We start from the raw sequence: 11,682 nt of genomic DNA, 5'->3' as shown, positions 1-11,682 counted from the left end.
GATGGCGCGTGGCGGCGGCCCCCCAAATCAATGTCGGATTACGGGCACACCGAGCCTAGGCGAGGTGCCGAGTGTTGGGGCAAGAGCCCTTTTGGTTACTTTTGGGGCTTTTCCAAAAGTGACCCGCCGTAAGGGCGGAACCATAACTCGCCATTACCGCAGCAATGGATATGTACACCACCCTCCCCCCAACCGTCAGCCATAAACAGCCCAAGCATCAACCACCCTCCCCCCCCGAACCGCCAGCAAATCCCCAAACTGCAACAACACAAACTCACTCTGGGTCGGCCGCAAAAACACCTGGTCCTCCACCCTCAAGCCCACCGCAGGCGAGCCATTGACCATCTCCTGGTTAGAACTACGCCCAAACACCTCGTTGCTCTGCAACCCCTGGGGCGATTCAAACTCCGCCATCCAGTTCCCGCCATAAATAAACAACGTCTCCCGCTGGTTCGGGTCCCACCACGAAAACAACCGCGACGCACCCTCCAGCGCCGGAATATCCACCGGGCCCGTGCTTTTCAACACCGGCGTGGCAATAAACGCCGCCGGCACATGCTCACTCAGCGATGGCAAATCGTAATGCGTAGGCTTGAGCAACGCCGTGCCCACCGACACCTCGGTACTCAAGCGCTCCTGCTCATGAATGCGATAACTCGGACTGCCCGCCGTGTTCAGCGTCAACCCGTCGCGCCATAACCCGGGGAACTGCTGGCGAGTAAAATCCACAGCGCCGTTGTAGCGTTGCATCACCTGCTCGAACAACGCCTGGGGCGAGCCGAGGATACCCGGCACCCCCATGCCCACGAACGGGTCATAGCCCATGAAACCCGCAAACACCAAGTGCTGCGGGTGCGCGCCGATCAGCGTGAGCATCTGCCCCAGCACCGCGTTGTCACGGATACCGCCGCGGTGCAGCCCCACATCCAGTTCGATATTCACCCGCAAACGCGTGCCCAGGCCCTGGGCCAGCGTCAGGTACTGCTGCAATCGCTCAGGCGTATCCAGCAGCCACTGCAACTGCCGCGAGGGGTCGAACGGCCCTTTATGCGTTTGATAAAACAGCTCGGCCGAGCGCACCGGCAATGGCTTGCCCATCAGGATATCGGCGTCGGGAAATACCTGCGCATCGTGATTCAGAAACGGCTGGTGAAACGACATCAACCGCTGAGTGCCAGCGCGCTTGGCGATATACGCCAGCAACCCCGGCGACGGCAGTGACTTCTCCACCAGCCGCAGCTGCTTGCCGCCGCGCTGCACCGATTGCATGACCACGTCGATATTGTGATCCAGGCGGTCCAGGTCGATCAGCATCACCGGCCGCATCGGGCCATGGGCCTTCAACTCATTATTGAGGTTGCGAAAGTATTCGCTGTACGGCGCGCCGCGATCACTCGGACGCAGCAGCCAGGCACCCGCCGCGACTAAAGCCGCGGTGCCCAGCACAAAATGTCGGCGGTTCATCGGGCCACTCCCAGGATCGATTGCAGGTGCGCATTGAGGAATTTGCCGCTCGGGTCCAGCTCGCGGCGCACGCGGGTGAATTCATCCCAGCGCGGGTACAGCGGCTGCAGCGTGCGGGCATTGAGGGTGTGCAACTTGCCCCAGTGCGGGCGCCCGGCGTATTTCCAGAAGATCGGCTCCACGGCGGCGAAAAAGTTGTGGTGGTCCATGGCGTAATGTTGGTGCACAGAGATCGAGCAACTGTCGCGGCCCTCGAACATGCTCAAGGGAATGTCATCCGCCTTGACGTAGCGGTACTCGATGGGAAACCAGGTGCGCAGGTCCTTGTCGTTGATCAGCTTGAGGATATCGCGCAGGCACGCCGGGCCGTGTTCGGCAGGCACCGAATACTCCATCTCGTTGAAACGCACGTTGCGCACATTGGCGTAGACCTCGAACGACTCGGCCACCCGGTCCTCGAAACTGGCGAAAAAACGCAGGCTGTTGAGCAAGGTGCGACGCGTGTCCGGAAAGTCGCTGGCGTACTTGTCGAGCTTTTCGATGATCGACACGAATTCGTTGCCGCCCGCCTCGGCCGGGTCGATAGGCGGCGTCGGCGCATCACCGGTTTCGTTGAGGGCGATGGACAGCGCGTAGTCGGAATGGGTCACCACGAGCATTTCCCAGTGCTGGTTCTCGCGGGTGTTCTTCTCGACGTCTTCCAGCAGCTCTTCGGTCCTGGCAATCCATTGGCGTTCGCGCAGGCGGTAAGGCGCGCGGTTCTGCGAGCGGATCCGGGTGGCCACGCCCAATGCGCCAAGGGAGACTCGGGCAGCGTTGAACACCTCGGGATGGCGCTGGGCGTCGCAGTCCAGGACCTCGCCCTGGGCGGTCACCAGTTGCAGCCCGGTGACGCAGCCGGAATACGAGGTAAAGCCGACACCGGTGCCATGGGTCGAGGTGGAAATCGCGCCGGCCAGGGTCTGGTAGTCGATGTCCGCCATGTTCGGCAGCGCCTGGCCCACGGCCTTGAGCGCCGGACCCATGCGCGACATCGGCGTGCCGGCGGCGAAGGTGGCCTGCAACGTGGCCGGGTCGTGGTCCAGCAGCCCGTTGAAATAACTCAACGACAGCAACGTGCCGTCGGTGGGCACCAGCGCACTGAAGGAATGCGCCGAGCCCACCGGGCGGATCTGCCCCGGCGCCTGGCGAATCACCTGCACCAGTTCGTCCAGGTCCTTGGGGGCCAGCCGCGCCAGGGGCAGGCAGGTCTGCGCCCCCGACCAGTTGCGCCACGGAATCAGGCGCGGCGCCCGCGCCAACTGGGCGAGTGTCGGGTTACTCGCCAGTGCCAGGAACGCCCCGGCCAGTGCCGAGCCTTGCAAGAGTTGCCGCCGTGAAAGCGTCATCCACCACCCCTTTTATTCTTGTTGGAGTTGAACACCGGCCATAAAGCTGATCAGCGCCACAAACTGCTCTTCGGAACACTGCATGCACAGGCCCATCGGCGGCATGCCGTTGTAGCCGTTGATGCTGTGGTCCAGCAGCGTGTCCACGCCTTGGGCAACACGTGGGCTCCATGCGGCCTTGTCGCCGCTCAGCGGCGCGCCGGACGCGGGGTTGGCGTGGCACAGCTTGCAACTGCTGTCGTAGACCTGGGCCAATGCCGGGTCGACGGGCATGGCAATCGCGGCCGTGGCACGTGCGGGGGGATGTCTGGGGGTGTCGTCACAGGCGGCAAGCAGGCCGGATACGGCCAACAACAAGGCAATGCAACGCATGGCCAGCCTCTCTTCTTATACGGTGGAAAGCGATTCCACACTAAGGCAGCGGCGGCGCGGCGTTGAGGGTTTTGCGGGACACAAAGGGGGGCATTACCGGACAGCCGGATGCGGGGCGTTGGCCTCCCCGCATCCGACCGTGGGGCTTAGAACGCGATACCGACCTTGAAGCCGTATTCATCACGCTTGAGCTTGGTGTTGTCGGCCACTGCCGAGTCTTCGTCGAGCTTGTACTCGGTGCGGGTGTAGTACAGGCCCGCCATCACTGGCAGGTCGCCCTTCTGGTTCATCAGCAGGCTGACCTCGGCATACGGGTTGGTGCGGTCCTTGAGGTCGACGGTGTCGCTACCGACGTCATCCACCTTGAGCTTGGCGCGCCCGTCGAGGGTGCGGCGCGCACCGGCTTCGACACGCAGGGTCATGTCATCGAACTGGTGGTTGTAGCCCAGCGCGGCCTTGGCGAACGGCGATTTGTTGGTGAGCTTGACGTCGTAGTCGTTGGTGTCCGGCTCGTAGCGGGTCCAGCTGTAGCCACCGCCCACGATCACGTCGACGAAGTTGCGCGCATCCAGCGCGGCACGCCAGCCGAGGTCCAGGTCGGCCTGGCCTTCCTTGAGTTTGTTGTCACTCTTTTCGCCGTATTTGGCCTCGATACCGGCCTGGTAGATAAACCCGGATTCGCCGGTCAGCTTGTTGCCGAAGGTGTAGAACAGGCCCGCTTCGGGCATGTGGTCCTTGTCGCTTTCGCTGCCGCCTTCGAGTTTGAAGTCGTTGTAGCTGCCCTGGATCCCGAAGGTCGAAATCGGGTCGGTGGACGGGGCCGCAAACACCACGGCAGGCGCGGCAACCAGTGCCAGTACCGAGGTGTTCTTGAGGAATTTTCCGAATAGCTTGGACATCGTTTTACATCTCCTTGTCTGGTGAGCAAATTATTCAGGAACCGGTTCGAACCCCCGCTTGCGCCAAAGGTTCGAATTAATTTGCCCGATTTTGGAGGTAAAACGGTTCAGCGAAGGCTCTAGATCAATACTCTTACGCAGCTGCCACTATTAAGCCATCAAGCGCCGGACGCAACACAGCCTCCTGCGGCAGACGAATACCAAAGGTCTCGCTGAGCAACGTCGACAGCTCATCCGCGCTCTCAAGCGTGCGCTTGTCACTTGGACGATCCAGGTAATGCACCGCGTAGTGGGCGTTGTTCAGGGTATGGCGTTTGCCCGCGGCCAGGCGCGCGACTTTCAGTTGGCCCACAAACGGCGATTGCGGGTGCGTGGAGACGTACCAGTTGCCGATTTCGTAGTCGATGGCCGCCTGCACTTGCAGGTCGAACACATACAAACCACGCCACTCCCCGCCCACCTGCGCCCACAAGGTGTAACTGCCCTGCCCGTCGAAGCTCAGCCGATAGGGTTCGTGGGCGGTGGCTTGCACCGCCTCGCTGTCCAGTTGCAACGGGCTGCTGGGCACCATGCCGCCGAAGCCGACATCGGTGATGTAGCGCACGCCGTCCAGGGTCACCAGGCTCAGGCGGTGGGTGCGCGCGGTGTGCGCATCCGGCGGCCCGCCCATGACCACGCGGCCGGTGATGCCGCGCGCGTCGAAACCCAGCTCCTGCAACAACGCGAGGAACATCTGGTTGAGTTCATAGCAATAACCGCCCCGCCCATCGAACAGCACTTTTTGCTCGACGCTGGGCAGGTCGATCGGCACCGGCAGGCGCAGCAGGGTCGACAGGCTTTCAAAGGCGAAGGTGCAGACGTGGCGCAGCTGCAACTCTTGCAGTGTCTGCAAGGTCGGCGGTGGCACGGTGTCGTAGCCCAGGCGTTGCAGGTATAGCTGGCTATGAATCAGTCGCGGCATGGCACGGTCCTTGGGCACGGGGCGGGTGCGTCACTATGCCGTGCCGACGTGCGGATTGTCATTTTGAATGAACCTTTTTGAACACTCCCGTATCCATCTATAACAAGACAGGGAGGCAACATGAGTACCGCAAAAATCTACACCATCCACTATCAGCTGCACGGTCAACCGAAGTCCTTTGTAGTGCGCGCCGAAGTGATGAACAACGCCGAGGCCTGGCACTGGGCGGCCGTTGATGCCGACATTGCACACGTCAGCCGAATCGGCCGCGTGGGTCACGAGCAGGTGAAGAAAACCACGCGTCCCTGGGCAGAAAAATACGGGATTACCGAAGTGACCTGGACACCACCCAAGTAAACAAAAGCCCCGCTCAATGGCGGGGCTCGTTTACTTCTTCAAGTCGCCCAACGGATCGTAGGGCGGCTTTTTTTTTGCCTCATCCTTATCCTTATCCTTCTGATCCAACGGCGCGATTGCCGCACCGATGGGGTCGACCTGCGGGTCGGACACGTCCGGCGAGTCCGGGTCGAAGCCCAACTCATCCTTGTCACGCGCCTGTTCGTTGGAAGCCGGGCCATCTGGGCGTTTGTTCATTACCGTCTCCTGTTACAGCGGGCGAGCCTGGTCGTGGAGGTTTTCGAGGTCTTCCTCGACGCGCTCGACATCATCGTGTTCGTCACGCTCTTTCGGGTCGTTGGGGCGCAACGCATCGTTGTCGCGCTCTTCTTCACCGGGTGTGCGATCGGGGTCGGGGGTACCGGGTGGCGGCTGCTTGTAGTCGGGCATGATGGTTCACCTCACGGGGGTTGTGGTGTACCCAGGTTTAGAGAAAGCCCTGGGAACCATCGTTCAACTTGATTGCGCAAAGCATGCGAAGATGCCAGCCCTAAGTGGAGAAATGACCCGGATGTTCGAACTCAAACCCTGCGACCCCGTCACCTACCGCCAACAGACCCGCCGCAGCACGCTGATCGTGGCGGTGCTGTTCCTGGCCTTGGCGATGCTGCTGTCGAGCCTGGCGGTGATGCTGTTCGGCGAGCCCGGCGGTGACAACGTGCGTTTCAATGTCGGCGGCGTCTTTGCCGGGGTGCTGGTTACCGTCGCCCTGGTGCGCGGGCTGTTCTGGAACCAGCCGTGGCTGGCGGCAGCGGTGTATGGCTGGCAGCTCAAGCGCAGCCTGATGAGCGTGACCAATGTGATGCACACCGTCACCGCGCGCGTGCAGGCCGATGACCCGACGGCGATCAAGCTGCTGCGCTTCTACCACCTGGGGCTGACGCAGATGCACGCGTTGGACGCCAACTCCAGCGCCCAGGCGCAACTGGCCGGGGAGATCCAGGCGCACGCCGCAAAGATGCAGGCACTGGGGATCGACACCGAGCAAACCCGCCTCGATCCCGCCTGGCTGGAACGTCTTAAAAGCGCTTAAGCCAATACGCCGATACGTTGCCGATCCGGCCAGAACAGCGCCGCCTGGCCGCAGGGCCGGTCCGCCGCATCGAGCAAGGTCCACACCACCCCGGCATAAATCATGAAGGGCTGGTTATGCGCGTCCACCCGCCAACCGCTGTAGCCCTCGGCGATGCCATGGGCGCTGACCTGTTCCAGCAGCGCCTGGCGCGCGGCGCGGTCCAGTTCCGAGGCACTGAACCGCGACGGCATGCCGATAAAGCGCTCGCGCGGGTATTTGAAGCACTGCAAGGCGCATTCATTCACGTAGGTAAAACACGGGTCCGCTGCGCCATCATGGGCCAACAGACTGTAGGGCGCGTGGGTGTGCAGCCAGTCCAGGCGTTGTTGCGGAGCCAGGTGAGCGGGCGCCGGCAGTCCCTGGCCGGTCCAGTGGCGATAGGCAGCGTCCAGCACCTGTATCAAGGGTTCTTGTCGGGACACACACAACCTCAGCTTGTCAGTTGGAAATCCTCGCGCGCCAGCAGAACACCGCGCTCACGGCAATCGCCGCGCCGGCCACGCCGAACACCCACGGCGCCGAGGCGATCGGCAGCAGCAGGCCCGCCAGCAACGGCCCGAGGCCCGCGCCGATATCACGCCACACCGCATTGGAGGCCAGGGCCGACACGCGCATCGAACCGGGGTTGCGCTCGGCCACCAGGGTGGTCACCAACGGCAGTTGCAGCGCACGCAGCACCAGCACCGCCGCTGCGCCGACAATCACCCAATAGCTGCCGAACGCGGTGAGGGCCAGGGCACTCAGGAACGAAAACAGCAACAGCATCGACGTCGCACCAAAGCGCTGGGCCGCATGGCCGCCGAGGGGGCTCAGGAGCATTTCGGAGACATAACGCAGCGCCATCAAGCCACCGGCGATCAACACCGCATCGCCGCCGAGCAGCTTCTGCGCCTGGATCGACAGGCCAAAGATAAACAGCCCGTCGAGTGCCACCCCTTCGATAAACGACCACAGCGCCACACTGTCGGGCCACTTGAAACGCCGCCCCGGGGTGCTGTGCAAATCATGTCCGACAGTAGGCAGGCCGCGCGCCATCCACAAGCCCACCAGGCAGCACCCGGCCAGAATCAGAAAAATCGGACGCGGCCCGGCCCACATTGTCAGCCAGCCCCCCAGTGGCAACGCCAGCATCGGCCCGAGGGCGATCAACGCCCGCGACCGCCCCGCCCGACGCGCGGCACCGGCCGGTTCCGCGGTCGCCAACACTTGGGTCGAGAGGTTCAACGCGGCAAAACACAAGCCCCAGACCAACCGCAGCCCGAGCAGCGCCGCAAAGCCCGACAATACCGAATTGCCCAGCGCGCACAGCGTGGCGGCCCCGGCAGCGATCATGCAGGTCAGCCGGTCGCCGTTGCGCGCGTAGAAATTCAATACATGGCGGTAACCGAAAATCCGCACCAGGCGGTTGGCTGCCAGCAGCACCCCGGCCTGCGCCAGGGTGATACCGAAGGCCTGGGACTCCATGGGCAGCAACAGGTAGAGCAACACGTCACTGGGCAGGCATAAGGCGAGGGTCAGCGCGGCGCGGCGGGACTGGGTATCAGCGGTACGGAGGGCCAGGCTGGACATAAATCTGAAACATCCCGAAATATTCAGGTCGCCACGGTAGCCTTCCCACCGCGGGTTTTACAACGGCTTTTTCCCGTAGGGCAGCAAACGCAAGCCACTGGCCACGGCGCCCACCAGCGCGAATGCACAGCCCAGCCACAACGCATACTGCGGCCCGCTGCTGACAAACAGGTGGAAACACAAGGCCACCAACGACGCCCCCAGCGTCTGCCCGAGCAAGCGTGAAATCGCCACGATACCGCTGGCGCCGCCGCTGCGTGCCAATGGCGCGCTGGTCATCAACGCCTTGAGGTTGGGCGACTGGAAGAAACCGAAACCGGCACCGCACAACGCCATGCGCCAACCGATATCGAACGCCGAGGCGCCGCTGCCCAGGCTCGCCAGTGCGGCCATGCCCACACTCAGCATCAGCAGGCCGACGCCGCACAACGCGCCCAGCGATACGCGGTCCGCCAGGCGTCCGGCCACCAGCGCCATCACCGCGACCACCGCCGGCCACGGCGTCATCAGGAAACCGGTTTCCACCTGGCTATGCCCCAGCACCGCCTGCAACAGGAACGGCAGTGACACAAACGCCAGGCCCTGGGCGCTGAAGGCACAGATTGCCGTCAAGGACGACAAGGCAAACACCGGCCGCTTGAACAGGTCCAGGGCCAGCATCGGCGCCGGGTGCCCGGCCTGGCGACGCAACAGCAACGCACCGCACACCAGCGCCACGGCGATCAGGCCCAGGGTCAGCGCGCCCTGGGCGCCATGCACCGCCGTGCCCAGGCCCAGCACCAACAGGGCAAACAGCCCGGCACACAGCACCGCCGCCCACCGGTCGAAGGCGTGCCCGGTCATCGGCAGGGTCGGCAATGAGCGCAATCCCAACGCCAAGGCCAGCAGCCCCAAAGGCACGTTGATCAGGTACAGCCAGTGCCAGGTCGCCACCGAGAGGATGGCCGACGCTGCGGTCGGCCCCAGGGTAAACGCCAGCCCGACGACCAGCGAGTTATAGCCGAGGCCACGCCCGAGCATTTTCGACGGGTAGATATGCCGCAGCAGCGCGGTATTCACGCTCATGATCGCCGCCGCCCCCAACCCTTGCACCACCCGCGCAGCGGTGAGCGTGACCAGCGAACCGGCCAGCCCGCAAAACAGCGACGAGAGGATAAACACCAGCAACCCGCCGAGGTACACGCGGCGATGCCCCAGCACATCACTCAGGGACGCGAATGGCAGCACCGTGGCGATAATCGCCAGTTGATAGGCGTTGACCACCCAGATCACCGAGGCGGAATCGGTGCCGATCCCTTCGGCCAGGGTTGGCAGTGCGGTGTTGACGATGGCCGTGTCCAGGGTGGCCATGCCGATCCCCAGGGAGATCGCGATCACGGCCGGCAGGCGTTTGTTGAGGGGCAGCCCATCGGCAACAGAAGACATGAACAATCCGCACAGGTGGCAAAGGTGTCTAGATTACGGGCAGATCGGGATTTTTTCAGTGAGTGATTGCCTGGCTGTCGAAATTTTCATGTTCGCCAGTGCGCGGTGTTCGCCATCAATGCCACCGCTTCGGCGAAGCCGGCCTGTGCCGAGGTGTTGAGCGTAACCATCCCCACACACCGACTCGGCTTCAGGCTGGCCGTCCGGGCCGCCACCCGCGCGCCCAGTTCCAGGCCGGCCAGCAGCGCCTCGGGGATGTGCAGGGCGTTCATCAGTTCCAGCACGTCCTGGCCAAGCACCGCCTCGTCGGCGCTGCGCAGGGACGGCACGATCACGCGAAAGCCCTGGGCCGCCAACGGCGCTGTCATTTCGGCGAACGCGCCGACATCCGCCGCCAACAACAGGATCGCGTGGCCCTCCTCCGGCCCTGCGGCTTCATAACGCATCTCGAATTCATCGGTGCTGACCTGTTGCAGCGCCAACGTCGGCATCGACACGGTCACGCCGGCCAACAGTAAAAAACCACGCCGATCAACCATTACTCACCTCCACGATCAATTCGCTGCCCAGCCATCCGGCCAGGTATTCACCGGCTCGCGCCACGCCGGCCTCTTCGCCCAGCCGCGCCACCAGCCATTCGCACAACCCGGCAAAACTGCCGTCGCCCTGAAGCTGCGCAAGCGCTTGAAACTCCAACGCATCCACCTGGCGCAAACGCGAGGTGAACTGGCGCCGCCACACCAGCACGCCGCCCGCCGCCTCCAGCATCTGCGCCGGCGGTGCGGGCTGCGCCTGCCAGAGCGCCGACCAGATGGCATCGGCATTGGTGGTCAGGGCGTGGCAACGCAGGGACGGCGCGAGGCGCAGTACCGCCGTGTCCCACTCCAGCGTGGCCAGCGCCTCCAGTGCCAAAGGTTGGGCATCGGCGGCGACAAAGGCCTGGTTGAGGGCCGATTCGATCCAGGCCAGCTCATGCACATCCGGGTTGTGGGGGAACACCTCCAGCAACGTCGGGTAAAACCCCTCGGGATAGGCATCCAGGGTCCAGGCGTGCGGCGGATTTCGGTCGATATGGGTAATGCTGGCGGCCAGGAAGGCCTCGTCACCGAGCCAACGGCGCAGGTGGGGAAACGCCTGCTCCAGGCACGCGACCAATTGCGCGCGATAGTTGTTCTGGTACACCGCCAGGCCCGCGCGTTGACTGCCCAGCGCGCACGCAGCGTCATCCGCCGCACTGACCAGCCAGTGGCGAAAGGTCTGCTGGAATTCGGCCAGGTTCATCGCCGCGCCCCCACCGCACGCGCCATCGACAACTCATGCAGCAGTTCGGCGAGAGGCGGGAGGTGATCGTCGCGCTCGATCATGGTTGCCACCGGCCCGACCCGTGCGATGGCCTCCGCGTACAGGTCCCAGACCCCGCTGCACACCGGGCTGTCATGGCTGTCGATCAATAACTCGGCGCCCTGGCTGTGGCCGGCCAGGTGAATCTGGCGCACGCGCTCGGCCGGGATCCCGTCGAGAAAATCCCGTGCATCAAAGCCATGGTTGCTGGCACTGACATACACATTGTTGACGTCCAGCAGCAGCTCACAACCGGTGCGCTGGGCCATGGCGGTGATAAAAGCCCACTCACTCATGGACGCGCCCTCGAAGGCGAGATAGCTGGAGGGGTTTTCAAACAACAGGGTGCGGCCCAGCGCTTCCTGGGCCTGGTGGATGTTCGCGCACACGCGGTCGAGTGCTTCGTCGGTGTAGGGCACGGGCAACAAGTCGTGGGCGTTGAAGGCGCCGCTGCGCGACCAGCTCAGGTGGTCGGAGACGAACAGCGGGTCAATCTCGTCCACCAGCGCCTTGAGGCGCCGCAGGTAGTCCGGGTCGAGCCCTTCGGCGCTGCCAATCGACATCGATACACCGTGCAGCGCCACCGGGTGCCGCTCGCGGACCTGGCGCAGGATATGCCGTGGCTGGCCGCCCGCGACCATAAAATTTTCGGAGATCACTTCGACGAAATCCACCGGCACCGAGGTTTCCAGGAAGTCGCAGTAGTGCTCCTTGCGCAGCCCCAGGCCGTAGCCTGCAAAGTGCGCGGTCGAATTCGACATGATCGCTTCTCCATCAAAAACGGTGGCGAGG

Annotated in this window: 15 protein-coding genes; 2 read left to right on the top strand and 13 right to left on the bottom strand. The window is 63.6% G+C overall.

The annotated features are described in order from the left end of the window. Positions 1-195: 195 nt before the first annotated feature. The 5 genes from QMX97_RS24490 to QMX97_RS24470 form a co-directional block, all read right to left on the bottom strand. Complete coding sequence (locus QMX97_RS24490) at positions 196-1,404, bottom strand: DSD1 family PLP-dependent enzyme (RefSeq protein ID WP_282397766.1); 1,209 nt, start codon at positions 1,402-1,404, stop codon at positions 196-198. Between the two features lie 56 nt (positions 1,405-1,460). Further along, positions 1,461-2,792, bottom strand: coding sequence for a D-arabinono-1,4-lactone oxidase (locus QMX97_RS24485; RefSeq protein WP_282397765.1), 1,332 nt, complete (start codon positions 2,790-2,792; stop codon positions 1,461-1,463). A 72-nt stretch (positions 2,793-2,864) separates the two neighbouring features. Continuing rightward, a complete protein-coding gene (locus tag QMX97_RS24480; protein ID WP_282397763.1) occupies positions 2,865-3,224 on the bottom strand; it encodes a cytochrome c5 family protein in 360 nt (119 codons plus the stop codon). Between the two features lie 146 nt (positions 3,225-3,370). Further along, entirely contained in the window at positions 3,371-4,123 is a 753-nt protein-coding gene (locus QMX97_RS24475; RefSeq protein WP_065900920.1) for an outer membrane beta-barrel protein, read from the bottom strand. A 133-nt stretch (positions 4,124-4,256) separates the two neighbouring features. Beyond that, positions 4,257-5,084 (bottom strand): arylamine N-acetyltransferase, encoded by an 828-nt coding sequence (locus tag QMX97_RS24470; RefSeq protein ID WP_282397762.1) that lies wholly within the window; start codon positions 5,082-5,084, stop codon positions 4,257-4,259. Positions 5,085-5,204: 120 nt separating this feature from the next. On the opposite strand from QMX97_RS24470, the gene QMX97_RS24465 reads away from it, so the two are divergent. Next, entirely contained in the window at positions 5,205-5,441 is a 237-nt protein-coding gene (locus tag QMX97_RS24465) for a DUF6555 family protein (RefSeq protein ID WP_065900922.1), read from the top strand. A 30-nt stretch (positions 5,442-5,471) separates the two neighbouring features. Here QMX97_RS24465 and QMX97_RS24460 read toward each other — a convergent pair whose 3' ends face one another. Further along, on the bottom strand, positions 5,472-5,678 hold the full coding sequence (locus QMX97_RS24460) for a DUF6021 family protein (RefSeq protein WP_282397761.1): 207 nt from the start codon (positions 5,676-5,678) through the stop codon (positions 5,472-5,474). A 12-nt stretch (positions 5,679-5,690) separates the two neighbouring features. After that, positions 5,691-5,870, bottom strand: coding sequence for a hypothetical protein (locus tag QMX97_RS24455; RefSeq protein ID WP_065900931.1), 180 nt, complete (start codon positions 5,868-5,870; stop codon positions 5,691-5,693). 121 nt (positions 5,871-5,991) lie between these two features. On the opposite strand from QMX97_RS24455, the gene QMX97_RS24450 reads away from it, so the two are divergent. Beyond that, positions 5,992-6,513: a DUF3087 family protein gene (locus QMX97_RS24450; protein WP_282397760.1), complete on the top strand. Its 522-nt coding sequence runs from the start codon at positions 5,992-5,994 to the stop codon at positions 6,511-6,513. On the opposite strand, the gene QMX97_RS24445 is transcribed toward QMX97_RS24450, so the two are convergent. From QMX97_RS24445 to QMX97_RS24420, 6 genes are all read right to left on the bottom strand, one after another. Further along, complete coding sequence (locus QMX97_RS24445; RefSeq protein ID WP_282397764.1) at positions 6,510-6,950, bottom strand: MEKHLA domain-containing protein; 441 nt, start codon at positions 6,948-6,950, stop codon at positions 6,510-6,512. The genes QMX97_RS24450 and QMX97_RS24445 overlap by 4 nt on opposite strands. A gap of 43 nt (positions 6,951-6,993) precedes the next feature. After that, the gene (locus tag QMX97_RS24440) at positions 6,994-8,124 is read right to left on the bottom strand and encodes an MFS transporter (protein ID WP_106803414.1); all 1,131 of its coding nucleotides are present in this window, start codon (positions 8,122-8,124) and stop codon (positions 6,994-6,996) included. A 57-nt stretch (positions 8,125-8,181) separates the two neighbouring features. Beyond that, complete coding sequence (locus tag QMX97_RS24435; RefSeq protein ID WP_282397759.1) at positions 8,182-9,549, bottom strand: MFS transporter; 1,368 nt, start codon at positions 9,547-9,549, stop codon at positions 8,182-8,184. Between the two features lie 86 nt (positions 9,550-9,635). Further along, the gene (locus tag QMX97_RS24430; protein ID WP_120448981.1) at positions 9,636-10,088 is read right to left on the bottom strand and encodes an alpha/beta hydrolase; all 453 of its coding nucleotides are present in this window, start codon (positions 10,086-10,088) and stop codon (positions 9,636-9,638) included. Continuing rightward, positions 10,081-10,830, bottom strand: a complete 750-nt coding sequence (locus tag QMX97_RS24425) for a DNA-binding domain-containing protein (RefSeq protein WP_282397758.1) — start codon at positions 10,828-10,830, stop codon at positions 10,081-10,083. Before QMX97_RS24425 ends, QMX97_RS24430 begins: the two co-directional genes overlap by 8 nt. After that, the gene (locus QMX97_RS24420) at positions 10,827-11,651 is read right to left on the bottom strand and encodes a DUF692 domain-containing protein (RefSeq protein WP_106803410.1); all 825 of its coding nucleotides are present in this window, start codon (positions 11,649-11,651) and stop codon (positions 10,827-10,829) included. The genes QMX97_RS24425 and QMX97_RS24420 overlap by 4 nt, the downstream gene beginning before the upstream one ends. Positions 11,652-11,682 lie beyond the last annotated feature (31 nt).

The organism is Pseudomonas sp. PS01298, assembly GCF_029959745.1.
Lineage (GTDB): Bacteria > Pseudomonadota > Gammaproteobacteria > Pseudomonadales > Pseudomonadaceae > Aquipseudomonas > Aquipseudomonas aylmerensis.
This window is presented reverse-complemented; position numbering and strand designations above follow the sequence as displayed.

What these genes read in the sequence shown, in the direction of transcription:
- QMX97_RS24465 (WP_065900922.1), top strand. Translation starts at nt 5,205, where the DNA reads ATGAGTACCGCAAAAATCTACACCATCCACTATCAGCTGCACGGTCAA.
- QMX97_RS24440 (WP_106803414.1), bottom strand. Translation starts at nt 8,124, where the DNA reads ATGTCCAGCCTGGCCCTCCGTACCGCTGATACCCAGTCCCGCCGCGCC.
- QMX97_RS24470 (WP_282397762.1), bottom strand. Translation starts at nt 5,084, where the DNA reads ATGCCGCGACTGATTCATAGCCAGCTATACCTGCAACGCCTGGGCTAC.
- QMX97_RS24430 (WP_120448981.1), bottom strand. Translation starts at nt 10,088, where the DNA reads ATGGTTGATCGGCGTGGTTTTTTACTGTTGGCCGGCGTGACCGTGTCG.
- QMX97_RS24460 (WP_282397761.1), bottom strand. Translation starts at nt 5,678, where the DNA reads ATGAACAAACGCCCAGATGGCCCGGCTTCCAACGAACAGGCGCGTGAC.
- QMX97_RS24480 (WP_282397763.1), bottom strand. Translation starts at nt 3,224, where the DNA reads ATGCGTTGCATTGCCTTGTTGTTGGCCGTATCCGGCCTGCTTGCCGCC.
- QMX97_RS24455 (WP_065900931.1), bottom strand. Translation starts at nt 5,870, where the DNA reads ATGCCCGACTACAAGCAGCCGCCACCCGGTACCCCCGACCCCGATCGC.
- QMX97_RS24435 (WP_282397759.1), bottom strand. Translation starts at nt 9,549, where the DNA reads ATGTCTTCTGTTGCCGATGGGCTGCCCCTCAACAAACGCCTGCCGGCC.
- QMX97_RS24420 (WP_106803410.1), bottom strand. Translation starts at nt 11,651, where the DNA reads ATGTCGAATTCGACCGCGCACTTTGCAGGCTACGGCCTGGGGCTGCGC.
- QMX97_RS24450 (WP_282397760.1), top strand. Translation starts at nt 5,992, where the DNA reads ATGTTCGAACTCAAACCCTGCGACCCCGTCACCTACCGCCAACAGACC.
- QMX97_RS24475 (WP_065900920.1), bottom strand. Translation starts at nt 4,123, where the DNA reads ATGTCCAAGCTATTCGGAAAATTCCTCAAGAACACCTCGGTACTGGCA.
- QMX97_RS24425 (WP_282397758.1), bottom strand. Translation starts at nt 10,830, where the DNA reads ATGAACCTGGCCGAATTCCAGCAGACCTTTCGCCACTGGCTGGTCAGT.